Genomic DNA, 24360 nt, shown 5'->3' on the forward strand with positions numbered 1-24360 from the left:
GGCTGCGCCACGTCCTCACTGAACTACCTCAGCGCCCCGAGAACGCAGCCATCGACGACCTGCTGCCCTTCAACTTCCTCAAAACCGCTGCAGCCTGATCCGCTCGGACGCGTCCGTCTGAAAGCGATCAGCTGTTGCAAGGGCCGTCGACGTGCGGGGAAATGAGCGCTTACAGATCAGCGACGGCGTCGCGAAATCGGCGATCTCGCGAAGGAAATTGCGCGAGGGAAGTGATCCGCGCCCTTCCTGAGCGGGATCCTGGTACAATACCCCATGGCCGTCCGAATAGCGGTTGTTTTAGCGCTTCTTTTCGCCTTCGCCTACGGTTTCGCCCATCTCGTGAAACACTATGGCGGCGTTGGCGACCGGCCCTCTCCCTGTGAAAAATTGCCACATCCTGATTGTCCTGATCCAAGCGCGCCTCCTCAGGAAAAAACCAAGCCTTGAGCTGGCGCGTGTGTGTTGGGTTCGCGCAAACTGCCAGTGGAACAAGAATTGCTCCGCACCGTTCAAGGTAAGCAACCCGTCGCGGCAGCAATCAAGCACCGCAGCGGAAACTTGCTTGGAGGTTAAAATGCGAAAGCAACTTTCATCGGCTGCGGCAGGTATCCTTTTGCTAGTTGGTGTCAGCGCCGCCGCCGCTCAGGACGTCATCATTCAGCCTGAGCAGGATACTGTGATTCGAGAGTACGTGAAAAAGAAGCCGATGGCATCCTTGAGCCTTCCGGGCGTGGAGCTCAACATCGGCACGGCTCTGCCTGATACTGTTGAGCTTTACGAGGTGCCAGACGTTCAGTACCGCTACGTGATCGTTGACGGACGAACCGTCTTGGTCGATCCGGGTACGCGCAAGATTGTGAAGGTCTACGACTGACTCGAACTCTTCACGCGAAGCCCGCCGTGCCGGAAGGTCCGGCGGGCTTTCTTGCACTCAGGCGTGGGTGCAAACGGTTCATGACCCGGCTCTGCGGCATCGGGAGGCCTTTCGCTTCCGAGAACCAAAACCGGCGTCGATCGTTTCCTAATTAGGCGATCCCCGCTTTATGGAGAAAAACCATGGACTGGAACCGCGTTGAAGGAAACTGGAAGCAGGTCAAAGGCAAGGTTAAGGAACAGTGGGGCAAGCTCACTGATGACGATCTTGACCGAATTGCCGGCAAGCGCGACCAGCTCGAAGGCAAAATTCAGGAACGCTACGGCATCGAAAAGGACAAGGTCCGCTCCGATGTCGACGACTGGTACAGCCGCCAATCGTGGTAGCGCCCTAAGTGTGCTCGTCGCCATATTGGCGGCGGGCGTCGCTGAGTGTTCATTCACCGAAGGCGTCGCTGAGCCGCCACGTTGCTGCGGTTGCCGGCTTCCAATTCGGATGATTACTGCAATCGATAGTTCCGGCATCCCGGCAGGCGATGAGGTCGATAGTTTCGTCATCGCGCCGCCCTCAGGAGCTCGGTCCGAGGCGGTGTTGCGCGAGGTCGAAGCATTCCTGAAGGGCTGCTTCCCGGAATATGATTTTCTCGCAAACGGTGACGGCGTGCCGTTCCAAGACGACTACCAGGTTGTGCCGATCCGCTGCGTTTGTGGCGACGAGCCGGGTACGCATCGCCTTCTCGGTTATCCCGACCAGTCCGTGATGATGGGCATCGCCGCCGCCTTGAAAGGTTTCAGGCTCGGCCTACCGCCAGCGCTGAATTAGCGGCTTCCAACCGGCGGTTGGTAGACGCGTTGCCGCTGTTGCGCTTAGGGTCGCTTACGGTCTGCGCTCACTCGGCAAAGCCCACCCCCCTGCATCCCCCCGCCTGGTGCAAAGCGCTTGATCGGTCCCGCCGTTCTGGCAGTGCGGCGGGACTTTTTTGCGTCAAGCTGGAACACGGCGCGAGGGGACGATTCGGTACGCGCAGCAAGCCCCTCCCTCATACGATTGCTGCAAAGATCGGTAGTGTCTCCGATCCGGCCCGCGTCTCCTCCATCCAGAGACGCGAGCTTTGCGCTCACGGAACCGAATCGTTCAAATTTTATTGAATCGGGTTGGTTGCGTGGAGTTTGTATGGCCGAAGGGCTGGCCTTTATCCCGCCGATGGAACCTAAGCTCGTCGCCAAGCCGCCCGAGGGCGCCGGATGGACTCACGAAGTCAAGTTCGACGGCTACCGCTCACAGATCATCATCGACGCCGGCAACGTACGCATCTTCACCCGCCGCGGCCTTGACTGGACCTCGAAATACCGCGACCTCGCCGCGACTGCCAAAACGCTAGACGTCGAGAACGCAATCATCGACGGCGAAATCATCGTGCTCAATGACAAGGGCCTGTCGGACTTTGCCCAGCTGCGCAAGGCGATCACGCGGCGCCAGCATGACCTCTACTTCGTCGCCTTCGACCTGCTGCACCTCAACGGCCTTGATCTGCGAGAGATGGCGCTGGAAGAGCGTCGATATCTCCTCGCCGGCATCATCCCGCCCGATATCCGCACCCAGTTCAGCCAGGCGCTGCCGGGCGAGGCAAACGCCATATATCACCTCGTCGACCAAGCTGGTCTCGAGGGGATGTTGTCGAACCGGATTGACAGTAGATACATCAGCGGCCCGACCACCAACTGGCTGAAGGCCAAGTGCTACGCAATTGGCGAGTTCGAACTGCTCGGCATCGAGCGCGAGCAAGGCAAACCGGCATTCGCCCTGATGGCCGATCCCGGCACGCGAAAATATGTCGGCAGCGCTTTCGTCAGCGTCAATCGCGAGATGCGCGAGCGACTGTGGAAGCGGTGCAAGAGCATGCTGGCCCGCCGCCGAATGGCATGCCAAGCGGCCTGCAACGCAGTGGGTGAAGCCGGGAATCAAGGTCCGCATCAAGTACCTGAGAGGCGAGGAAGACCTGCGGCATGCATCGCTGCAGGATTTTTGGGAGGAGGAGTGAGCCATGTTGCGTCCATCGACTCGTAGTGCTTTGCTGTTCACCTCATTGGGGAGGGGAATCATATGCGCAACTGGGGCGGATGGCTCGCAGCGATTCTTTTTATCGTCCTACTAAACGTCGGCGCGAATATCATCGCCCAGAAAGTGTACCCGACACTGACTCGCGACGGCACGGGTCGCAGGATTGCATACCGAGTCGTTTTCGTCGGATCGTTGTTTGCTCTCTTGGCGGCTTGCGTGTTGGTGTTGCTCGCTTTCGAAGCTGCCGGATACCGGATGTGATCACTGCCGCGCTGCTACTCGCCGGCTATCTCACCATCTTGGCATATAAGCCTCTCGACGGTTTCAATGATCGCCTTGGCGAGGGCCTCGCCCTCATGGATAGTTCCGGGCCATAGAGCAGAAGGACGGCTTCCTCGCTCGGCAGCACGCCGGCCGGGCAGGTCTCTTCAATGGCCATGCGAACCAGCTTGAGCGCAGCCCAGGCGTTTCGGATATTCTCGTCCATCCCTCGCTCGCGCTGATCGGCGGAAGGGGCCCGATCTCGACGACCTTGGTTCCGTCGGGCGTGGAGCCATCCTTCGGTCCGAGCGTGAACAGCCAGACCTTGCCTGCGACCTCCGCCGCAAGCGAGGTCGGGCTTGCAGCGCCCTGGGCCTGCGCAAGCGTCGGGAAACTCTCCAGCCGCCAGTCATTGGCCGTGTGAAGCATCTGCGCGGCGAGGACGACTTGCGGCACGCGTCGTTGCAGGATTTCAGGGACGAAGGAACTACGGAATGAGCACCCGCGGTACGAACTTCTTGCACAAAAGGCTGAGCACGGCCTGCCTGAGAGCCATCTGCCTGCACAAAGGTAGCATTGTCTTAGCTCCAGATGAACGTGAGGAAGAAACCGCCAATAGCAATTGCCGAGATGACATTGGGCCACCATACGGCATCGTGGGCCGGTTTGGCTGGCTTGTACCTGTGCCCCGTGCGGGGCAGCAGGTCCGGATCATAGCGCACGTGGCGCTTGGGGTCGTATTTGATTGGCCGTTTCATCGCGGGCCTTGACCACCAGCAAGCTTAAGAGGAGGCGCTGTGCTGGCTGACCAAAAACTTGCGCCCAAGGCAACGGGATAGCATCATTCGAACGAACACTGTTCGTCATGACGAGGAGGGAAGTGAATGCGGTCGGCGGCGCTTTCAAAGCTCTTCCGCAACAGATAGGCGGGTCATTCAGAGGGCCGCATAGTCAGTGGCAGTGGTAGTCGCCTGTCTTGTGGTTCTTGTGGCAACCATTGCTGTCGGTGCCGCCGCTGTGTGCATAGGCGCTGGTCGCAAAAGCCAAGGTCAAAGCCGCCAATACGGCCAGAATTGCAGATTTCATTTTAGCCCTCCCTTAATTAATCTGCACCAAAGTATCTTTGCAGGAGAGGTCCAAGCAACTTGCCGGACGCGCGCTAGATCGGGGGCCGGCGCCAAGATCGAAGAGATCACGCCGAAGGTGAAGAGCTAGCCTGTCAGTTTAGTGAAGTCGTGGCGCCGCGCGCGAACATGTGCCAGCAAATTCGTTTCGTTTACGACCCCTGATTGAAAGAGATTCAGCGTGGTCAAGGCCAGAATCTGACCGTCTATCGGGGTGCTGTACCATTTGGCGTCCGCGGTTACCTGGTCGACAACCCGCTGGCAGATCGCCCGATCTTTAGGTCTAAGGAACTGACTTTTCAGTGCTCGTAGCATCTCGATGCCTTGAAACGGGGAGTCACCTGCCTCCCGCGCGATACCTATGCGTGGTCTCCGAGCATGGACCCTAAACGCATTCAGACAGAAAATTGCCATTCGTTTGAGTGGTACCGATGTCGCGTGGATAAGCGGCGGTCATCAAGGGTAATTCGCCTTCTTGCCGCCGTCTTGACTGCTTGGATTGAGATGTAGCTCCTTCGGAAGTGGTAGGCTCGAACATCGCATGTGCATCTCACGTGCGAACAGCTTACGTTGCTTTTCTTGGTTGGCGTCAGCCGATGCGGCGAGCGGTAACCCGAACGGGCCGAGTAAGAGACCAGACGCCACGCCGATGGCCATCCGCTCTCCTACCTTGTCGTCATAGCCGAGAGCCGCAAGGCGAATCTGCTTGCAGTCCGGCGAGTCCCATTTTGGATCTTGTTGAGAGAGCGTCGTGGCATAGTCGGCAGGTGTTGTTGTGCATCCGGCAAGCGCCACAACGGCCACGATGGCGGTGGTGAGATGGACCTTCATAGCTCAAGCTCCGCTATCTTTGCCGAACTTGAACGTCGCAGTCGTGCCGTCGCTAAATGTTCCCGTCCCCGCGCCGCCCATCAGGTCGGGATTTCTCAAAATGTGAATTGTGCCTTTTCGGCCATCCGTACAAGTGAATTCAACAGTGAGTTGCCTCGCCGTGGAAAACTGATCGTACTTGCCTGTGCAAAGCACTCCGGATTGATTGGTGACGACGAATTTTCCTTCGGAAAGAGAAGCCGTTGCCTGTCCGTAGAACTTTTCGCCATTTGATGTGCTGCCGGATGCAGGCACCGAAACGCTTCCACACCCCGTCAGCATCAGAGCCGCTGACAGCGCCGCAAATTTATTCTTCATGATTCCCCCCGTTCCCCTGCGCAGCAAATGTGCACGGGCAACGGAGGAAGTCTAGTTGCTGCTAGGGGACAAACGATCTATCTTGCACATGGCATCTCGGAGCGGACGTGCTGGTTTCGGCAAGATCAGCTTCGACGCTTCGAGGCCAGAGCGCGCCCTGAATTTGATAATAGGGGCGCGCTTTTTATTTGGCCAGTTTCACGCCCGTGCCATTGATGAACTCGATGCCGGCGGCCTCGAGTGCGGTACGGATGGCGGCCTTGGCGTCATCGGATATCGTCCCCCTGCGCTGCTTCTCGAAATCGACAATTGTGGACAGACCAAGCTTAGCCGCATCGGCTAACTTCGGTTGCGTCCAGTCAAGAAGGGCGCGGGCGGCACGGCATTGCAAGGGCGTCATGGTTATCAACATTTTCTGTTGACGCAGGTTTGCGTCAGGCGTATCAACATATTCGGTTGATAGCCGTAACGCAACGAGGAGAATCAGATGCGCGGGCAGACAGTTAACGACAGCAGCAGAATGAGACACGTGTACAGCGTGTCGAGGGTGAATGAACGTGGCATCCCAGTTGAATGGATCGGAAAGGCGGCCGACCTCGAGACGGCGACCGAAGCCGCTAACGCCATGGGTCCCGACTACGTTGCGGGGACTTGGAGTTACCGCGCGCATTGACCGCCTTGCGCGACCTACGACAAAGCCCCGCCCAGTGCGGGGTTCTTTCTACCGCCCACACGCCCGCCGAGGAGAACCGCATGAGCCGCACCGCTGCAAATGACAATACGCCCCTATATCTCTCCGAGGCAACGATCGCGCAGCGCGTGCTAGGGGCCAAATCCAAGGTGCAATGGGCAGCCGTTGCCGCAGTGTGGGAGCGCGAAGGCTTGCCCCGCGTCGATCCCATTACTGGCTATCGCTATTGGCCTGCCGTGCGCGCGTTTCTGGACAGACGACACGGTCTCCACCAATCTCACCTTCCGACATCCGTTGACGGCGTGGAGAACTGGTCGTGAGCGATTTTCCTGGCCTCAAGCGAAAGCGTAACAAGGACGGCACCGTCCGTGAATATTGGGAAGCCCGCGGGGACCTAGCAAGGCGCGGGTTCCGCCCCTCAAGCATTCGTCTTCACTATCCGGAAACCGCAGAAGGTCGGGAGCATCTGTCGGCCCGCTGCCACCTCCTTCAGGCTCAAATGCTCGAATGGGCGACGCACGAGAGTCACGGCGCCCCCAGCTTTGACGGCTCGTTGACGAGCCTGTCACGCCTTTTCCAGACGAACGAAGACTCTCCATACCGATCGATGAAATGGAACTGCCGGGAGAATGTCACCAAGTGCCTCGTCATCATCGAGAGCACAGTCGGCTCGCGCCATGTTGGAAAACTCCTCGGACCCGATTTCAAGCGCTGGCACAGGCAATGGGGCGAACCGAAAGAGCCGACAGAGAAAGAATCCAATCCCCCTCCCCGGCCGTGGCGCGCGAAACACTGCATGGATGCCGTGCGGCAGTTGATTAGCTACGGTGTGACGCTGGGTTATGACGACTGCTTCCGCGCAGACACCATCTTGTCGAAGATCCGTTTCTCGACGCCACCTGCCCGCAAATCGGTCATGACTGCCGAACATGTCGAAGCCATTCGCAAGACCGCCCATGCTGAGGGCTGGCCGTCGATCGCCCTAGCCACCGTTTTGCAGTTCGAACTGACCATGCGCCAGAAGGACGTGATCGGTGAGTGGGAGCCGGTTCAAGACGCTAAGGGCGGAATACTTCATCGCGATACACGATGGGCCAACGGAATGGTCTGGTCGGACATTGGCGCCGACATGGTCTTGCGCAAAACGCATACGAAAACAGGTTTTGCAGTCGAGCACGACCTCAAACTCCACCCGATGGTGTTGGAAGAAGTCGCTCGCGTGCCGCTAGAGAAGCGCGTCGGGCCGATGATCTTGGCTGAGACGACCGGCGAGCCCTACAAGCATCGCAAGTTCACTGAGCGTTGGCGCAAGATAGCGGACAAGGCTGGCTTGCCACGGCATGTATGGAATATGGACGCACGAGCCGGAGCCATCACTGAGGCTTACGATCTTGGCGCGACCGAAACCGACGTCATGAAATCGGCGGGCCACAAGAACCGGCAGACTAGTGCTCGGTACAACCGCGGCACCATCGAACAGACGAGCCGCGTTGCTCAGCTGCGTCTGGCGAAACGAAACAAGAATCCCTGATAGGGGACGCGCGGGGGACGTTTGAGGGACGTCTTCCGCAAGCCATTGAAAAGAAGAAGGAAACGAAAGGAGGGAAACACATCCGCATCCTGTTCCTCGACAAGAAGAACGCACTGATCGCCGACGAAGTGCAGCAGGTCGGCACCGTTGACCACACGCCGGTCTATCCGCGCGAGGTGGTCAGGCGCGCCTTGGAGCTCTCGGCGACGGCGATTATTCTAGCTCACAACCATCCATCGGGCGATCCGACGCCGTCGCGCGCCGACATCGAGATGACCAAGCTGATCATCGAGACGGCCAAACCGCTTGGCATTGCCGTTCACGATCACATCATCATCGGCAGGAAAGGCCATTCCAGCATGAAGGGCCTGCTGCTTATTTGATTATTTGAGGGTTGTTGTTACCGGCCTGGCCTGCCACGCGCATATTGATGCGACGCTCAACGCCGATCGCGCCGGTAAATGCGGGGACTCACGCTCAGCTGGCTGTGCGCAGCCGCCGGGATCGAACAAAGGCCTTTAGTCCGTCGGAATCGAGCGCGTAGCCGAAGGCATAACCCTGCAACATGTCGCAGCCCAGGCCTTTGAGTATCCGTGCGTGCTGCATCGTCTCGACACCTTCCGCCACGACCTCGATACCCAAGGACTTGCCGATGTCAATGATTGACGAGACAACCTGCCTTCTTTGCGGCGATTTGACGATTGGGGTGACCAGCTGCCGATCTATCTTTAGCCGGCGAGGCTGCAACTTGAGCAAACTGACTATCGAAGCGTAACCGGTGCCAAAATCATCTATTTCGATGTCAATCCCGAGTTCTTTTATCTGCTCGATATTCCAGGTGACAAGGTCGTCGTTTTCGTCCAGGAAAATTGACTCAACAAGCTCGAATGAAACTGTCCCTTTTTTGATATTTTGTTCTCGCAAGCTCTTGATGAGCTCCTCATCTTGAAGGCGTCGCGCCGAAACATTGACCGATACCCGCGGAATGTGGAGTCCAGCATCGGACCATTCTTTGAAGTCCAAAAGCGACTGCTTCAATATGGCTTGGTCGATGATCGATACCACATTCAGTTCTTCCGCAATTCTCAGGAAGACATCGGGCGCCAAAATACCCTTTTCTGGATGTCTCCACCTCGCCAGCGCCTCAACCCCAACGATTTCGAGCGTCTTTGCGTCAAATTGGGGCTGGTAGAAGGGGATGAACTCGTTGCGCTCAAGGCCGCCGAGAATTTCGTCGGCAATCCGCTTTGTATCGACGATTTCGCTTTGCATCGCGTCGGTGAAGAATTCGTATCGATTGCGCCCACGCCTCTTTGCTCGGTAAAGCGCGATATCGGCGTTTACCAGCAGGTGTTTGGCTTCGATATTTTTTCCGTTGTCGACTGCGATTCCCACGCTGACACCAAAACGGCATCGATGGCCCTGGTAGTAGACCGGTTCGCGCATCTGGCTGATGACGCGGTCAGCGAGCAGCGCCAGTTGCTTGGTATCGTCGCGCACCACGCACAGAACGATGAATTCGTCTCCTCCGATGCGGGCGACGAATCCCTCGTCGCCGACCTTCGATCTGAGGACTGTTGACGCGTGAACCAACATTGCGTCACCGGCGGCGTGGCCCAGCGTATCATTGATGTGCTTGAACCGATCCAGATCGATGTGAAGCAGTGCCGCATGCCCGCCTGAGCGCCTGGCGTTTGCCGCGTAATCTTCCAGTACCTGGTCGAGGTAACGCCGGTTGGGCAAGCCGGTCAACGAGTCATGAAGCGCGATGTGCTCTATGCGCGCTTTGGCCGACTCGAGTTCTGCATTTTTCGACTCGGACAGCTGTTTTGCGCGAAGCAGATCCTGGTTCAGCAGGACATCGGCTGTAACGTCCCATTCCGCGCCGATCATTTTTGGAGTGTTGTTTGCGACCCGGTAAACGATCGCCTTGGACCGGACATGACGGACCTCGCCATCCGGACGCACAATCCGGTACTCCGACAAATATGGTCGTCCGCTGGCCACCGCGCTGTCGAAATCTGCGTTGGCGGTAGCCAAATCATCTGGGTGGATTGCACCCGCCCAGTCTATGTAGCCCCGGTGCTCCCCGGTTGATTTGCCATATATCTCATTTACGCGATCATCCCACGTAAGGTCGTTGGTCGCGAGATCGTGTTCCCAAACCCCAATAGCCGAGGCTTCCAGAGCGAGTTCCAGGCGTCGTGACAATCGACGCAATTCCGCATAATTGCGCTGTCTTTCGCCGATCAGGCGACCTGTGACCAGGAAGGGGAACACAACCAAGGCCCCGGCCGTCGCCATGATCGCGCGCAACAACCATGCGTTACTTGGCGTCGAAGGCCAGCCATTTTTGGGAATGGCCGCGATCTGCCACGAACCGGACGGGAGCAAAACGTCGGCCGTCACCGGATCGCTTTTGCCGATCCGCTCATTGCCGTAGAATTGGTCTCCATTTTGGCCGAGAGCGTCCCTGCCGATCAGCGCTATGTCAATCCCGAGATCGTCGTCAAGCAGCCCGCTCGCCCGATAGAGACGCTGCACGTCGACAACGGCGGAAATGATGCCCCAGAACCTTTCCGTATTGCCCGCGCTCCGCACGAAAACCGGAAAGCGACCGATAAAGCCTTGTCCTCCCTGCTTCAGATCGACGGGACCGGCAAGCACCAGCTTGCGTTCGTCTCGCGCCCTTAGCGCAGCCGCACGCTGCCGCTCGTTCTTGCGGTAATCGAGGCCCATCGCCTGCTCGTTACCCTCCATCGGGTACATCAGGGAAACGACCAGATCGGGCGCGCCGGCAATATTGTTCAATTGCGAGTCCGCGCCAAACAGATTACTCGCCAGCGAAGCGAAGCGTTGCTGTCCCATATAGGGCTCAGTTACGACCGCAGCGACCAGTCCATGCACGAGTTGAAGGTTTCCGTTGATATTGCCTTCGAGCTTGGCGCGGATGAGGTTGACCTTGGTCAGCACGTCCGCACGGACGGCCTGGTCCGAGACGATCTTGTTCTGGTGCTCCGCGAACGCTGCGCTGATAAGGATGACGACAAACGCGATCGCCGCCGGAATATTTGCCGACGAAAAGACGGCCTCCTTAATGCCGCCGAACCTAGCGCGGAAAAAAGCCAATAGGCGATTCCTCAATTGCCATTTCAGGTTCTCGGGTCGATCCGATGAGGAATATTAGCGTTCAATGTTTAATTTGACCTTCACACTCCTGAAAAATTTCGCATTTCCGACGGCTGACGCCGGCTGTTATGTCGACATCGACACCACCGCCCGCGCGATGTTGAAGGCAGGCTGCATGAAGCGGACCAACATGAAACGAGATCAGCCTTGCTCGGAAGACCGTAGACACGAGCGCCATTGCACACCTCGATGCTCCGACCCGAGTACGTCAAGAGCATTGACCTTGGGCTAGTGGCCCTCAATCGACTTGTGAGACACAAGATATGGTATCTTGCCGACGCTCCGCTTCGTCGCGCCAATGGAATAGGCCATCGGTATCTTGGGAGAGTTCTCTGGCAGGCCGTACATATCCTTGCCGGCCCGCACTGCAAATGAAAAGTGCTGCCACGAAACCGTGTCATGCTCATTGAGAAAATCGAGCGTCAGACCAGCTGAAATCAGCGCGTTCACCACGTCACTGATCGGGTGGATCCACTCATAATAGCGAGGATGCTTCAAGATGCGGTCATCGCCGGTGTAGGTCAGTTCCTCGTTCCAGGCGAGCGGCCGAGCTATCGGCGTTCGCCAGTCGTGCTTCAACTCCAGAGCCGCGGCCTTTCGATTGCACTGAAACATCAATGGATGGCCCTCTGCCATGTAGAGCCGGCCGCCGGGTCGCAGGAGATCGGCAACCACCCGCGCCCAACGGCACACGTCGTCCAGCCAGTTTACCGAACCCCAGGTAACGTAAGCGATGTCAAAGGTCCGGCCCAGAGCTTCGACCGCCTCGAACAGTGGCGCTTCCACGAAACGCACGTCGGTGCCTGCCTTCGCAGCGAAATCCCGCGCCGCCGCGATCGCCGCGGGTGAAAAGTCGAGGCCGGTCACGCTGCCCGCACCAAGATTCTTCAAGCTGATTGTGTCAAGGCCGATGTGACACTGCAGGTGGACGATATCCTTGCCGGCAATATCGCCGACCTCGCGCGTTTCCAGCTCATAGAGATTGGATCCGCCTGCCAGCACATTCTCGATGTGGTAGCTGCCCGTTGTGTCGGTCGAGTGCAGTTCGGCCCGATCATCCCAATTAAGGCGGTTCGCACCCAGAAACGGTTCCAAATTCCCCCCACTCCCAGCCCGGACTGACGCATGGTAAACAAGTCGTTAAGATACCTTTGCAGCGAAAGTATCGCGCGTCAATCCGGACCGGTCGTCTCTCAAACACGCTTCGGCGGCAACCAAGACGAGCAAGAGCTTCCCGTTGCCAACTTATTTTGTCCCAAGCCTATAATTGTGCCGTTCGTGCTCGTCCTGCGCAGTCAGGTTGGCCTCAACCCTCGGGGCCTAAGAGCTGCGATCCATGACAAATGTTTCATCGGCTCGAGAAAAGAATGAGCTGCCCGCGCCGCTGTCCCGCTGCCCTGACCAGTGGCACGGCACCTTTGGATTTGATCGATCACCGTCAAGTGATCCAGCATGCTGGTCTCGAGTGGAACATAAAGCCTGGAATTCAGTTAGATAGCCGGATTTGACCGGAGTTCCGCCAGATACGGAGGTCCGGCCGGGTAAGGGCATTGGCGCGACGCGGAGTGGGCGGCTTCGGGCGCATTTCGCCGAACCTCAGGCACCTTGCCGAACTCGGGAGCCACAAACGCTCTCTCTATGGAGGATGCCATGAACCAGTGGACAAACGCTAGGCTCTGTGACGTAGCCAACCTGATCCTTGGGGCAATTCTGTTCTTTTCTCCTTGGATCTTCGCCTTTGCGGCAGGCCCACCGACGCAGAACGCCCTCGGCAGCGGAATCTTGATCGTCGTGCTTTCGGTTGCCGCCCTCGCGGCATTTGCCGTCTGGGAAGAGTGGGTGAACCTGGTCGTCGGACTGTGGGTACTCGTATCGCCCTGGGTGCTTGGATTCCAGGCGACCACTGCGATGACCGTGCATGTCGTAATCGGCATTCTGGTCGCCGTCCTGGCCGCAATCGAGCTGTGGATGATGTACCAGAACCCGCCGACGCAGTCCGCGGCTTAGCAGCCGAGCAAGTATCGGCTGTCTCGACCCGCACTTTGCGGGCGTTGTTGATAGGCGCTGCTGCTGGTGTCGCGGCAGCGGCGACCATGCTGAGTTGGTCTGATCGGGGCAAAAGGAGCGCATATGGTTGGTGACAATCCGCGTTCGACGGCTAGGATTGCGGGGCATCCCATTCATCCGATGCTGGTGCCATTTCCGATCGCCTGCTTCGTCGGCACCCTGCTGACGGATTTGGCCTACTGGCGGACAGCGGAGATGATGTGGGCGAATTTCTCCGCTTGGCTGGTTACCGTCGGCGTGATCATGGGCTGCCTTGCGGCGATCGCAGGCTTGATCGATTTCCTGGCCAATTCGCTGATAAGAGCGCAGCCCCCCGCCTGGCCGCACGTGCTCGGCAATCTGCTTGCGCTGGTGTTGTCCGTGATCAATATGCTCGTGCACACCCGCGATGCATGGACTTCCGTCGTTCCAACCGGCCTGATCCTCTCGGCGGTTGTCGTGCTCATCCTCATCTTCACTGGCTGGCTGGGCTGGTCCCTGGTGTACCGGCATCACGTCGGAGTGGCGGATTGACGCGCGTAGAAAGCTCCATCAGACAGGCCGGGCGCATCGCGGCGTCTATCCTCACCTGCACCGCGGCGATTACCCTTGCCGCGTGCAGCGGCAACGACCCAGATCCCGGCAGCCAAATAGGGCCGAACCCAAACCTGCCCGAGCCGATCCAATATTTCTTCCCGCCCATGCATCTCGCTTCCGTGGTCGGATGGAAGAACGGCGGAAAGCCGACCGTTGCGCAGGGGCTGCAGATCCAGGCTTTTGCCAACGGCTTGCAGCATCCGCGCTCGCTTTATGTGCTTCCCAATGGCGACGTCCTGGTGGTCGAGTCCAAGGCGCCGGGCGGCGAACCAATCAAACGGCCCAAGGATTTGGTGATGGGCTGGATCGAATCCTGGGTCACCTCGGGCGGCGACAGCGGCCCAAGCAATCGCATTACGCTGCTGCGTGACGCCGACGGCGATGGCAAGCCGGAGCTGACCAGCGTATTCCTCGACCACCTCAACTCGCCCTTCGGCGTGGCGCTGGTGGGGAGCGATCTTTACGTCGCCAACACCGATTCCATCGTCCGTTACCCCTACACCACCGGTGACACCAAGATCACCGCGCCCGGAACGCCGCTGACTGCCCTGCCCGGCGGCCCGATCGACCACCACTGGACGAAGAGCCTTGTGGCAAGCCCTGACGGCTCTCTGCTCTATGTCGGCATAGGCTCGAACAGCAACGTGGCCGAAAACGGCATCCAGGCGGAGAAAGACCGCGCCGCCATCTGGCAGGTGGACAGGGCTACCGGCCGGTCACGCATTTTCGCAAGCGGATTGCGCAACCCGAACGGCCTGACCTGGGAGCCTGAGACCGGCGCGCTCTGGGCAGTCATCAACGAGCGCGACGAGCTCGGCCCCAATCTCGTGCCGGATTACCTCACGTCGGTAAAGGACGGCGGCTTCTACGGGTGGCCATACAGCTATTACGGCCAGCATCTCGATCCGCGCGTCATGCCCCAGCGTCCGGACCTGGTCGCGAAAGCGATCGTGCCGGATTATGCGCTGAGTTCCCACGTCGCCCCTCTCGGACTGGCCTTCTATACGGCAACCAGCCTGCCCGAGACATATCGCGGCGGCGCCTTCGTTGGCGAGCATGGCAGCTGGAACCGCACGCGCTTCAATGGCTACAAGGTGGTGTTCGTACCATTCAGCGGCGGCCGTCCGAGCGGCGTCGCGCAGGACGTGGTGACCGATTTCCTGGACAAGGACAACAAGGCGCGCGGCCGGCCCGTCGGCCTGGCGGTCGACAAGTCCGGGGCCTTGCTCATCGCCGACGACGTTGGCAACACGGTGTGGCGGGTGACACAAGCTGGCCAATGACGCGTGGCATTCTCGTAACCGGCGTGATGGGCGGCATGATCGCGGCAACCCTGCTCGGCATATTCTTCGTGCCGTTGTTCTTCACCCTGGTGGCGAGACTTTCCGCGTGGCTCCCGCCTTGCGCGATGAGGGTTTGCCGGAAGTGCCGGGCGGCTGAGTTGAAATTAGAAGAAGGCCTGCCGCTGATCTGACCCGAAGGTCCGCCTGCACCGAGAAATTGTATTTTTTGCCGTTCCCACAGCCGGCTCTAGAATTTTCATCGCAAATCGAGCTATGATGCACTTGGTATTTCCCGGGACGGCTTTGCGCCCCCTGGATCGCCGGGAGGAAACGGGACATGGCCGTTGCGCTTGTACTCGTTCTGATAGTCGTGGGCTCGGTGTTGTTCCACTTCCTGAGCCCATGGTGGTGGACGCCGATTGCCTCGAACTGGGACTATATCGACAACACCATCATCATAACTTTCTGGATCACCGGCGTCGTCTTCGCCGCCGTGGTTCTTTTCATGGCCTATTGCGTCTTCCGCTTCCGTCATCGGGAAGGCAATCAGGCGGCATATGAACCGGAGAACAGGCGGCTCGAATCCTGGCTGACAGTCGTCACCGCGGTCGGTGTCACGGCTTTGCTCATTCCCGGCTTGTTCGTCTGGAGCCGGTTCGTCAACGTTCCAAGCGACGCAACCGAGGTCGAAGTCGTCGGCCAGCAATGGCAATGGAGTTTCCGCCTGCCCGGTAAGGACGGTAAGCTCGGCACATCCGACACCCGCGACGTCAACGCTGAAAATCCGCTCGGCGTCATCGCCACCGATCTCAACGGCCAGGACGATGTCGTGGTCGAAGCGGCCGATCTGCATCTGCCGGTCGGCAAGCCGGTCAAGATGCTGCTCCGCTCGATCGATGTGCTGCACGATTTCTACGTGCCGGAATTCCGCGCCAAGATGGACATGATCCCGGGCTCAGTCACCTATTTCTGGTTCACGCCGACCAAGACCGGAACCTTTCAGGTCCTGTGTGCCGAACTCTGCGGCCAGGGACATCCGATGATGCATGGCGTGGTCATGGTCGATACGCAGGAGGATTATCTGGCGTGGCTCGGCCAGCAGCAGACGTTTGCGCAACTGTCGGCGCCCCAGCAGACGGGCTCGGCAAGCCAGGCGCTGGGCCAGACAACGGCGTCAGGTTCGAAGATTGCGGCAAAGCTCGAAACCGTCGGGTCTCGCTGAAAAGGACACGGAGGTGTTCCTATGGTTGATATCACGCCTGCAGATGCCATCCCGCCAGCCGAAGTCGCGGAAATGGAACTCTACCACCCGCACAGCTGGTGGACGAAATACGTTTTCTCGCAGGACGCCAAGGTCATTGCCATCCAGTATTCGGCGACGGCGACAGCGATCGGCTTGGTGGCGCTGGTATTGTCCTGGCTGATGCGGCTGCAGCTCGGCTTCCCCGGCACGTTCGATTTCATCACCCCGGAAGCTTACTACCAGTTCATCACAATGCACGGCATGATCATGGTGATCTACCTGCTCACGGCACTCTTCCTGGGCGGCTTCGGCAACTACCTGATCCCGCTGATGGTTGGCGCTCGCGACATGGTCTTTCCCTATGTCAACATGCTGAGCTACTGGATCTACCTGCTTGCCGTGCTGGTCCTGGTGTCGAGCTTTTTTGCGCCCGGCGGACCGACAGGCGCCGGCTGGACGCTCTACCCGCCGCAGGCGATCATGACCGGTACGCCAGGCGGCCAGGACTGGGGCATCATCCTGATGCTCGTCTCGCTGATCCTGTTCATCATCGGCTTTACCATGGGCGGCTTGAACTACGTCGTGACGGTGCTGCAGGGCCGCACGCGCGGCATGACGCTGATGCGCCTTCCGCTCACTGTCTGGGGTATTTTCACCGCCACTGTCATGGCGCTGCTCGCCTTCCCGGCGCTGTTCGTCGCCTGCGTGATGATGCTGTTCGACCGCGCGCTCGGCACCAGCTTCTTCATGCCGGCTATCGTCGAGATGGGCGAACAATTGCAGCACGGTGGCGGCAGCCCGATCCTGTTCCAGCATCTGTTCTGGTTCTTCGGCCACCCCGAGGTCTATATCGTCGCGCTTCCGGCCTTCGGCATCGTATCCGACCTGATCAGCACCCATGCACGGAAGAACATCTTCGGCTACCGCATGATGGTCTGGGCCATCGTTGGCATCGGCGCGCTGAGCTTCGTGGTCTGGGCGCACCACATGTATGTCAGTGGCATGCATCCCTATTTCGGCTTTTTCTTCGCCACCACGACACTGATCATCGCAATTCCAACAGCCATCAAGGTCTACAACTGGGTGCTGACGCTGTGGCGCGGCGACATCCATCTCACCATACCAATGCTTTTCGCCCTGGCCTTCATCGTCACCTTCGTCAATGGCGGGTTGACCGGGTTGTTCCTCGGCAATGTCGTCGTCGACGTTCCGCTGTCGGACACGATGTTTGTCGTCGCCCATTTCCATATGGTCATGGGCGTCGCCCCGATTATCGTCATCTTCGGCGCGATCTATCACTGGTATCCGAAGGTCACCGGTCGGATGCTGAACGAAACACTGGGCCAGTTCCATTTCTGGGTCACTTTCCTTGGCGCCTACCTGATTTTCTTTCCGATGCACTATCTCGGCTTGATGGGCGTGCCGCGGCGCTACAACGAACTGACCGACATGACGGTGATGACGGAATCGGCGCACCACCTGAACTCGTTCATCAGCATCATGGCGTTCATCGTCGGCTTTGCTCAGATTGTGTTTCTGTTCAATCTGATCTGGAGCATCCGCCATGGCCGTGAGGCCGGCGGCAATCCTTGGCGGGCCACGACGCTCGAGTGGCAGACGCCCGAAACACCTCCGGCCCATGGCAATTTCGGCAAGGAACTGCCGATCGTCTATCGCTGGGCCTATGACTACAGCGTGCCGGGCGCCAAGGAGGACTTCATTCCGCAAAACGTTCCGGGCTCGTTCGCCCCCTCCAGGGAGCCGGCATGAGCGTAATTCTGGTCTTCCTGCTCGTGATCGCCGGTATTGCCGGCTGGTGGCTTTCCCACCAGCGGCTGATGACCAAGCCATGGCTCGAGCAAGGTATGGCCGGGGATTTTGTCGGTATGGAAGGATCGGCGCTGCCGACCGCCAAGATCGGGCTCGGCGTCTTCCTCGCCGTCGTCGGCTGCCTGTTCGCACTGTTCACCAGCGCCTATTTCATGCGCATGGCGCTGTCGGACTGGCAGCCGCTGCCCATCCCGCCCCTGCTCTGGCTTAATACCGGCGTACTGGTCTTGAGCAGCATTGCGATGCAGTGCGCTTCGCTCGCGGCGCGCAAGGGTCAAGTGGACATGGTCAGGCTCGGCCTTGCCACCGCTGGACTTACGGCGCTCGCCTTCCTGATTGGACAGCTTGTGGCATGGCGGGAACTGAGCGCAGATGGCTATTTTCTGGCCTCCAATCCGGCCAACAGCTTCTTCTACCTGCTAACAGGAATGCATGGCCTGCATATACTGGGAGGGCTGGTCGGCCTGGGCAGAACGACCGCCGGCGCCTGGAACGGAGCGCGGCCGCAACGGCTTCGCCTCAGCGTCGAGCTGTGCGCCATGTACTGGCATTTCCTGCTTTTCGTCTGGCTCGCCATCTTCGCTCTTCTGGCCGGCTGGGCTTCGACTTTAATCGACATTTGCCGAGGGTTGCTGACCTAGGAGGAACGGGCGGATGGCAGAGACGACACTGACCCACATCGGCCGAACGGAGCCGCGGCCGGCAGGCTGGCAAGGCATTGCCGACGACTGGTCCTCGGATCAGCGCGCGTTCAAAAACGTGTCCTGGGGCAAGGCCATGATGTGGATCTTCCTGCTCAGCGACACTTTCATCTTCGGCTGCTTCCTGCTCTCCTACATGACCGCGCGTATCTCCACACGCGTGCCGTGGCCCAATCCGAGCGAGGTCTTTGCCCTGCGCATCGGCGGCTCCGAGATTCCGTTGATCCTTATCGCCATCATGACCTTCGTGCTGATCTCGAGCAGCGGAACGATGGCCATGGCGGTGAATTTCGGCTACCGCCGCAACCGCCGCAAGACGGCAGTCCTGATGCTTCTGACCGCAGCACTCGGCGCGACCTTCGTCGGCATGCAAGCCTTCGAATGGACCAAGCTGATCACCGAAGGCGTGCGGCCTTGGGGCAATCCCTGGGGCGCTGCACAGTTCGGGTCATCCTTCTTCATGATTACCGGCTTCCACGGCACGCATGTGACGATCGGGGTCATCTTCCTGATCATCGTGGCGCGAAAGGTCTGGCGCGGGGATTACGATGTCGGACGGCCCGGCTTCTTCACCAGCCGGAGGGGCCGCTACGAGAACGTCGAAATCATGGGGCTCTACTGGCATTTCGTCGACCTGGTCTGGGTGTTCATTTTCGCATTTTTCTATCTTTGGTGAGAGGCAGAACATGGCTGAAGCAACCGCAAACGGCCTGCGACAACACACGCTCGACGGCGTCCATACGCATGATGCGACGACGACCGGCGTTACCCCCGCGGAGGTTCATCAGGAGCACCCGATCAAGCTCTATCTGGTGGTCTGGGCATGGCTGTTCATCCTCAGCACCTGCTCCTATCTGGTCGACTATTTCGGTCTCCACGGCTATCTCAGATGGTCGCTGATCCTGATCTTCATGATCCTCAAGGCAGGGTTGATCGTCGCCATCTTCATGCACATGGCCTGGGAACGGCTGGCGCTGACATATGCAATCATCCTGCCGCCGGTGCTGGTGCTGGTGTTCGTGACGATGATGGTCTTCGAAGCGGACTACACGCTTCTCACCCGAATGGCATTTTTCGGGGCTGGCCCCTGACATGCAATCCGGATCCAGGCGGTCCGGTCCTGGAGCCTTCGCCTTGAAACAATCTGCAGCTGGTCCATTTCTGTTGGTATCGGAAACGGCAGGCGATGCCGACGTTTCCACATGCGTCGCGAACACCAGCAAGGGGCGCCCAAGATGACCATCGCAAACAGACTGAAGGACTTCATCGATAGGAAAGGAATTTCCTACGATACCGTCGAGCATCACCGCACGGCGACAAGCAGACAATCCGCCATTGCGGCACATGTGCCTGGCAGCATAGTGGCCAAATCGGTGGTCGTTCACCACGACCGTGGCTATGCGCTGGCCGTGGTTCCAAGCACGCATAGGATCGAACTTGCGACATTGCAGGATGTCATGGACAAGCCTCTTGGACTGGCCTCCGAAGACGAGGTGATCTCGTTGTTCGGCGATTGCGACGTCGGGGCTGTCCCGCCGATCGGCGCTGCCTATGATGTGCCGGTGGTCGTCGATCAAAGTCTCGGCGACGCTCCCGAAATCTATTTCGAGGGCGGCGACCACAGGACGCTGGTTCATGTGAGCGGCAAGGATTTCCGCGACCTGACAAAAGACGCGCGCCAGGCCCGCTTCAGCCACCCGGCCTATTGAAAGCTCCGACCCACTCTGCCCGCACCGGCCCTCTCGCCGGTGCGGCAGAGCAGATTTTTTTCAGCTCACCGGTCTGGTGGCCGTCGGCGATTCCACAACCTTCCGATAGACATGCCAGGTGGCATGACCAAGGATTGGCAGCACGACTGCCAACCCGGCGAACACTGGCAGCGAGCCGATGATCAGGGCAACGGCGACAATAAGGCCCCACACCGCCATCACGATCGGGTTGGCCAGGACAACGCGCACCGAGGTGTGGATGGCTTCGTAGGCGCCGACATCGCGGTCGAGCAACAACGGGAAGGCGACGACCGTGGTGCACAACACAACCGCGGCGAACACGAAGCCGATGGCGTGACCCAGGATGATGAGCGTCCAGCCGCGTCCCGTGGCGAATATTTCACTGATGAAGCTGGAGAGCGATTGCGGTGGCGCCGGGCCGAACAGGGTCTGGTAAAATATCTGGGCCGTCAAAAGCCAGGCGATGAAGATCGCAAGCAGCATGATGCCGACCGCCGCGATAGCCGGCAGCGCCGGAGAACTCCTGACCTCAAAGGCGTGCCTCCACGAGGCGTCGAGCCCGGCTTCCCGTCGCCGGCTGATCTCATAGAGGCCGATCGCCGCGAACGGACCAATTAGTGCAAAGCCGGACACAAGCGGAAACAGCAATGGCAGCGTGTTGTTGCCTGATGTCCAGACAGCAAGCACGACCCCCGCAAGCGGGTAGATCAGGCAGAGAAAAACGATGTGCGATGGCTTGACCATGAAATCGTCGACGCCACGCCTGAGCGCATCGAAAAGATCGGAGACACCGATTTTTCGAACTCTGGTGTGTTCCAACGTCTCGCTGGCGCCTGCTATCACGTGAAAGCTTGCCATGACCATTCCTCCAGACCAGGTCCGGTAAGGTCGCGGTTTTACGGTGCTGCCGTTTTGCATGACTGGCCACGCGAAACCGCGACCTGCACCATCATCAATATACTCTCATGCGAGGGACTTGTCGCGCTTGTAAGAAGGCCTCGGCGGCCCGACTAGCTCTGGAGGCTTTTCTTCGATATGCTCTTCAAGTCGAAGGTGAAGGTCATGGATGGAAGGACAGTTCTCATACTCGGCCTTGGCGTCGTTGTTCTGCTGTTGCTGGGATTTTGTGCACTGCCAACCTGATGTTTGAGTCGGCCTTGACTTCTCCAATCGCCGAGCCGAAGTCTCGGACGGGCAGCAACTCTAGAACGCTGAATTAATCCAGATGCATCTAGGGCGCGTACTCATAAATTCGGTTCATGTCCGTTTCAGTCCGAAAGCAACGCAACTGCTGCGTAGCAGCGGAATGTCGCGAAGTGCCGGAACGGGATATTCCAACACCTAGACCACAGCCACGATTACGTGTGCCTGAATTTTGGCAGCAACCTCGCCGCTGCCATGTTTGTCTGCAATCGCAGATGCGGCATAGTCGGTTGCGGCCTCCAGTTCTCCTGCGCCTCTGGCCTCGATTTCGTTTCGAAGAAGAGTTCCCTGACAATAAGCAACGGCCGGAAGGCGCGGCGAGGATGCACGGCTTTGTTCGGCTCTCGTCTCGATCACCACACGGGAGAAGCCTGCGTCCTCCAGCTCGCTACGGATCAGTGCCGTATCGTGGTAGCCGTGCGGCGTGCGTGCCAGAAAGCGCGGCGGATCGTTCGGAAAAATCTTGGCGAGAGCATTCGTCACATCATCCGCAAATACATTCTCCTCGATGCGATCCCATACGTTGAATAAAAAGTGTCCTCCGGGCTTCAGGACTCGCTTTGCTTCGCGGTAGGCAGATGAGCGGTTGGGAAAGAACATCGCGCCGAACTGACAACAAACGAGATCGAAGGCCGCATTTTCAAACGGTAGCGCCAGAGCATCAGCTTGGCGCCATTTGATGCGACTGTCGTGAGCTTGTCGCGAAGCGGCGTAGTCGAGCATCGGCTGGTTGAGGTCGGTTACGATATAGCTTGCGTCAGGGGACAGTTTTGGCGCCAGTGCGCGGGTGACAACCCCGGTGCCCGCGGCGGTTTCCAAGACGGCCCTGGGCGAAACGGACGCTGCTCGCTGTGCAAGACCTGCGGCGAACGGCTCGAAAATCAACGGCACCATATAGCGATCGTAATTTTCCGGAATCGAGCCAGCAAACACCTTGTCCGTTTCCAACATTTGCTATCCCCCGCCGTCCGTTTTGATTGGCTCGCGAGCCTAGCATACAATTGTTGGTTTTGGGTCGCTTTCGACCGAGAGGCGTCCAACAGCATATGCAGCTATGTCGGGCCGTAGCTCCGCGAAAGCGGAAGTAAGATCAGGCTATTGGTGTCTATCATGATGGACGTGGCGGGTTGATGATGCGCCCGCGTGCATCCGCCGATGGCTGCGCGTTTATGAGTCCACGGCCTAAGGCGGGGAACAAGTCGTCAGTAGCCGGCTGACACGACCGCTCGCATTGCAATGGTGTCGGCAAGCAGCGCCGCAAAAATCGCGAAAAGATAAATAATCGAATAGGCAAACAGCGCCTTTGCTGGCTTCATTTCCTTGTCGGCGATGACGAGGACCTTCCAGGCATGCCAGATGAAACCCGCGCCCAATGCGGCCGAAACAATGCCGTAATATCCGCTCGCGAAGCCGAAGGCCCAAGGAAGCACGCCGATTGGCGCAAGAAGCAGCGAATAGGCGAAGATTTGTTTTCTGGTCGAGGCCTGGCCAGCCACATTCGGCATCATCGGGATGCCCGCCGCGGCATAATCGCCGACCTTGAAGAGGGCCAGCGCCCAGAAATGAGGCGGCGTCCAGAGGAAAATGATCAGAAACAGAATGACGCTATCAATGCCGATCGCGCCGGTTGCAGCCGCCCAACCGATCACCGGAGGAAGGGCGCCCGCAGCGCCGCCTATGACGATGTTTTGCGGCGTCGAACGTTTCAGCCACATCGTATAGATGACGACATAGAAAAAGATGGTGAACGCCAGCAGCGATGCGGCAAGCCATCCCACCAGCACGCCGAGCGTCATGACCGACAGTGCGGAAAGCACCAGGCCGAAGCCGAGAGCTTCGCCAGGCGTGACGCGACCTGACGGGATCGGCCGCTTTGACGTGCGAGACATCAAGGCATCTATGTCCGCGTCATACCACATGTTGAGCGCGCCGGCGGCCCCTGCTCCAACCGCAATTGCGCCGATGGCGATTACGGCGATAACCGGATTCATCACACCGGGCGCCATCATCAGGCCGACGAAGGCGGTAAAAACGGCGAGCGCCATGACCCGTGGTTTCAAAAGCGCAAAGAAGTCGCCGGCCGTCGCTTCCGAGAGGCGGACGCCGGTATCCTTGAGACGGCTTTCTCTAGTCGACATTCAGACGACCACCAATGGGAACGGTAGCCTAGCCGGCCAATGTTTTTTTTGCAACGAGCCGCCCTCCCCATCGACACTGCCGGTGGATTTCGGTCGAGGCCTGCCTCGACCTGTTTGCGATACCAAGATGCGGCGGAAGTACCGGGTTATTTGGAGAATTGCTTCAGATAAGCGATGACATTGGCGACGTCCTCGTCCTTTTTGAGGCCGGGAAATGCCATCTTCGTTCCTTTGACCATCGCCTTGGGATCGTGAAGGTAGGTCGCCAGCGTGGCTTCGTCCCATTTAACGCCGGATTTTCCAGCCTCGGTCATGGCCTTGGAATAGCTGAACCCCGGATGCGTGCCGGCCGTTCGGCCGATGACGCCGTTCAAGGACGGACCGATCTTGTTCTGGTCCTTGTCCGCGATGTGGCAGACCTTGCATTTGGCGAAGACCTTCTCACCCGCCGCGGCATCCTGTGCCCGCGAGGGATCGGCAATGACGGTCGCGACGGACATGACGGTAAAAAACACAATGGCACGCATGGCATTCCTCCCTGATCGCCAATTTGCCCTGGCTGACCTGCGCATGCCGACATTTAGTCCGCCAGCATGCGCTCTTGTACGGCAGAACGGATATCCACTGCCTATGGAGTTGCGGCACCTACATACCACAGAACCCGGCCGGC

General features: G+C 58.9%; 28 protein-coding genes and 1 pseudogene. 18 read left to right on the forward strand and 11 right to left on the reverse strand.

What is annotated here, in order from left to right:
* Positions 1 to 574: 574 nt before the first annotated feature.
* The 5 genes from NKJ94_RS14805 (at position 575) to NKJ94_RS14825 (ending at position 3196) form a co-directional block, all read left to right on the forward strand.
* Positions 575 to 874: a DUF1236 domain-containing protein gene (locus NKJ94_RS14805; RefSeq protein WP_352525981.1), complete on the forward strand. Its 300-nt coding sequence runs from the start codon at positions 575 to 577 to the stop codon at positions 872 to 874.
* A gap of 182 nt (positions 875 to 1056) precedes the next feature.
* Positions 1057 to 1260 (forward strand): CsbD family protein, encoded by a 204-nt coding sequence (locus NKJ94_RS14810; protein WP_352525983.1) that lies wholly within the window; start codon positions 1057 to 1059, stop codon positions 1258 to 1260.
* A 109-nt stretch (positions 1261 to 1369) separates the two neighbouring features.
* A complete protein-coding gene (locus NKJ94_RS14815; RefSeq protein ID WP_352525985.1) occupies positions 1370 to 1696 on the forward strand; it encodes a hypothetical protein in 327 nt (108 codons plus the stop codon).
* 351 nt (positions 1697 to 2047) lie between these two features.
* Positions 2048 to 2941, forward strand: coding sequence for an ATP-dependent DNA ligase (locus NKJ94_RS14820; RefSeq protein WP_352525987.1), 894 nt, complete (start codon positions 2048 to 2050; stop codon positions 2939 to 2941).
* Positions 2942 to 2977: 36 nt separating this feature from the next.
* Entirely contained in the window at positions 2978 to 3196 is a 219-nt protein-coding gene (locus NKJ94_RS14825) for a hypothetical protein (protein ID WP_352525989.1), read from the forward strand.
* A gap of 93 nt (positions 3197 to 3289) precedes the next feature.
* Here NKJ94_RS14825 and NKJ94_RS14830 read toward each other — a convergent pair whose 3' ends face one another.
* The 5 genes from NKJ94_RS14830 to NKJ94_RS14850 all read right to left on the reverse strand — a co-directional run bounded on the left by NKJ94_RS14830 (position 3290) and on the right by NKJ94_RS14850 (position 6178).
* Positions 3290 to 3652: a hypothetical protein gene (locus NKJ94_RS14830; RefSeq protein WP_352525991.1), complete on the reverse strand. Its 363-nt coding sequence runs from the start codon at positions 3650 to 3652 to the stop codon at positions 3290 to 3292.
* Between the two features lie 495 nt (positions 3653 to 4147).
* Positions 4148 to 4282 (reverse strand): YHYH domain-containing protein, encoded by a 135-nt coding sequence (locus NKJ94_RS14835; RefSeq protein ID WP_352525993.1) that lies wholly within the window; start codon positions 4280 to 4282, stop codon positions 4148 to 4150.
* A gap of 494 nt (positions 4283 to 4776) precedes the next feature.
* A complete protein-coding gene (locus NKJ94_RS14840) occupies positions 4777 to 5151 on the reverse strand; it encodes a hypothetical protein (RefSeq protein ID WP_352525994.1) in 375 nt (124 codons plus the stop codon).
* Positions 5152 to 5154: 3 nt separating this feature from the next.
* Positions 5155 to 5508, reverse strand: a complete 354-nt coding sequence (locus NKJ94_RS14845) for a hypothetical protein (RefSeq protein ID WP_352525996.1) — start codon at positions 5506 to 5508, stop codon at positions 5155 to 5157.
* A 184-nt stretch (positions 5509 to 5692) separates the two neighbouring features.
* Positions 5693 to 6178, reverse strand: coding sequence for a helix-turn-helix domain-containing protein (locus tag NKJ94_RS14850; protein ID WP_352525998.1), 486 nt, complete (start codon positions 6176 to 6178; stop codon positions 5693 to 5695).
* 83 nt (positions 6179 to 6261) lie between these two features.
* Here NKJ94_RS14850 and NKJ94_RS14855 point away from each other — a divergent pair, with 83 nt between their 5' ends.
* The 3 genes and pseudogenes from NKJ94_RS14855 to NKJ94_RS14865 all read left to right on the forward strand — a co-directional run.
* A complete protein-coding gene (locus tag NKJ94_RS14855) occupies positions 6262 to 6519 on the forward strand; it encodes a hypothetical protein (protein WP_352526000.1) in 258 nt (85 codons plus the stop codon).
* A complete protein-coding gene (locus NKJ94_RS14860; protein WP_352526001.1) occupies positions 6516 to 7730 on the forward strand; it encodes a site-specific integrase in 1215 nt (404 codons plus the stop codon). Before NKJ94_RS14855 ends, NKJ94_RS14860 begins: the two co-directional genes overlap by 4 nt.
* Positions 7706 to 8113, forward strand: a pseudogene (locus NKJ94_RS14865) (JAB domain-containing protein); the annotation flags it as partial. The gene NKJ94_RS14860 and the pseudogene NKJ94_RS14865, both read left to right, overlap by 25 nt.
* A 94-nt stretch (positions 8114 to 8207) precedes the next feature.
* Here the strand turns inward: NKJ94_RS14865 and NKJ94_RS14870 are convergent.
* Both NKJ94_RS14870 and NKJ94_RS14875 read right to left on the reverse strand, forming a co-directional pair.
* Positions 8208 to 10787 carry a bifunctional diguanylate cyclase/phosphodiesterase gene (locus NKJ94_RS14870; protein ID WP_352526208.1) on the reverse strand — a complete coding sequence of 860 codons (2580 nt, stop codon included), beginning with the start codon at positions 10785 to 10787 and terminating at the stop codon, positions 8208 to 8210.
* Between the two features lie 360 nt (positions 10788 to 11147).
* Positions 11148 to 12014, reverse strand: a complete 867-nt coding sequence (locus NKJ94_RS14875; protein ID WP_352526003.1) for a class I SAM-dependent methyltransferase — start codon at positions 12012 to 12014, stop codon at positions 11148 to 11150.
* A 555-nt stretch (positions 12015 to 12569) separates the two neighbouring features.
* Between NKJ94_RS14875 and NKJ94_RS14880 the strand changes: the two genes are divergently transcribed.
* From NKJ94_RS14880 to NKJ94_RS14925, 10 genes are all read left to right on the forward strand, one after another.
* Positions 12570 to 12926: an SPW repeat protein gene (locus tag NKJ94_RS14880; protein WP_352526005.1), complete on the forward strand. Its 357-nt coding sequence runs from the start codon at positions 12570 to 12572 to the stop codon at positions 12924 to 12926.
* A gap of 123 nt (positions 12927 to 13049) precedes the next feature.
* The gene (locus NKJ94_RS14885) at positions 13050 to 13499 is read left to right on the forward strand and encodes a DUF2231 domain-containing protein (RefSeq protein WP_352526006.1); all 450 of its coding nucleotides are present in this window, start codon (positions 13050 to 13052) and stop codon (positions 13497 to 13499) included.
* A 68-nt stretch (positions 13500 to 13567) separates the two neighbouring features.
* Entirely contained in the window at positions 13568 to 14845 is a 1278-nt protein-coding gene (locus NKJ94_RS14890; RefSeq protein WP_502904204.1) for a PQQ-dependent sugar dehydrogenase, read from the forward strand.
* Positions 14842 to 15036, forward strand: coding sequence for a hypothetical protein (locus NKJ94_RS14895; RefSeq protein ID WP_352526007.1), 195 nt, complete (start codon positions 14842 to 14844; stop codon positions 15034 to 15036). Before NKJ94_RS14890 ends, NKJ94_RS14895 begins: the two co-directional genes overlap by 4 nt.
* Before the next feature lie 146 nt (positions 15037 to 15182).
* On the forward strand, positions 15183 to 16067 hold the full coding sequence (coxB, locus tag NKJ94_RS14900; protein WP_352526009.1) for a cytochrome c oxidase subunit II: 885 nt from the start codon (positions 15183 to 15185) through the stop codon (positions 16065 to 16067).
* A 21-nt stretch (positions 16068 to 16088) separates the two neighbouring features.
* A complete protein-coding gene (gene ctaD / locus NKJ94_RS14905; RefSeq protein ID WP_352526011.1) occupies positions 16089 to 17858 on the forward strand; it encodes a cytochrome c oxidase subunit I in 1770 nt (589 codons plus the stop codon).
* Entirely contained in the window at positions 17855 to 18559 is a 705-nt protein-coding gene (locus NKJ94_RS14910; protein WP_352526013.1) for a cytochrome c oxidase subunit 3, read from the forward strand. Before ctaD ends, NKJ94_RS14910 begins: the two co-directional genes overlap by 4 nt.
* 13 nt (positions 18560 to 18572) lie before the next feature.
* Positions 18573 to 19295 carry a heme-copper oxidase subunit III family protein gene (locus tag NKJ94_RS14915; protein ID WP_352526015.1) on the forward strand — a complete coding sequence of 241 codons (723 nt, stop codon included), beginning with the start codon at positions 18573 to 18575 and terminating at the stop codon, positions 19293 to 19295.
* 10 nt (positions 19296 to 19305) lie between these two features.
* Positions 19306 to 19710 carry a cytochrome C oxidase subunit IV family protein gene (locus NKJ94_RS14920; protein WP_352526017.1) on the forward strand — a complete coding sequence of 135 codons (405 nt, stop codon included), beginning with the start codon at positions 19306 to 19308 and terminating at the stop codon, positions 19708 to 19710.
* 144 nt (positions 19711 to 19854) lie between these two features.
* Positions 19855 to 20328, forward strand: a complete 474-nt coding sequence (locus NKJ94_RS14925; protein WP_352526018.1) for an aminoacyl-tRNA deacylase — start codon at positions 19855 to 19857, stop codon at positions 20326 to 20328.
* Between the two features lie 60 nt (positions 20329 to 20388).
* Here NKJ94_RS14925 and NKJ94_RS14930 read toward each other — a convergent pair whose 3' ends face one another.
* The 4 genes from NKJ94_RS14930 to NKJ94_RS14945 all read right to left on the reverse strand — a co-directional run bounded on the left by NKJ94_RS14930 (position 20389) and on the right by NKJ94_RS14945 (position 24190).
* Positions 20389 to 21207, reverse strand: coding sequence for a DUF2189 domain-containing protein (locus NKJ94_RS14930; protein WP_352526019.1), 819 nt, complete (start codon positions 21205 to 21207; stop codon positions 20389 to 20391).
* Positions 21208 to 21690: 483 nt separating this feature from the next.
* Positions 21691 to 22503, reverse strand: coding sequence for a class I SAM-dependent methyltransferase (locus NKJ94_RS14935; RefSeq protein WP_352526020.1), 813 nt, complete (start codon positions 22501 to 22503; stop codon positions 21691 to 21693).
* Positions 22504 to 22754: 251 nt separating this feature from the next.
* On the reverse strand, positions 22755 to 23690 hold the full coding sequence (locus NKJ94_RS14940) for a heme o synthase (RefSeq protein WP_352526022.1): 936 nt from the start codon (positions 23688 to 23690) through the stop codon (positions 22755 to 22757).
* A gap of 146 nt (positions 23691 to 23836) precedes the next feature.
* A complete protein-coding gene (locus NKJ94_RS14945; RefSeq protein ID WP_502896101.1) occupies positions 23837 to 24190 on the reverse strand; it encodes a c-type cytochrome in 354 nt (117 codons plus the stop codon).
* Positions 24191 to 24360: the final 170 nt, after the last annotated feature.

The organism is Mesorhizobium sp. M0060, assembly GCF_040323155.1.
GTDB lineage: Bacteria > Pseudomonadota > Alphaproteobacteria > Rhizobiales > Rhizobiaceae > Mesorhizobium.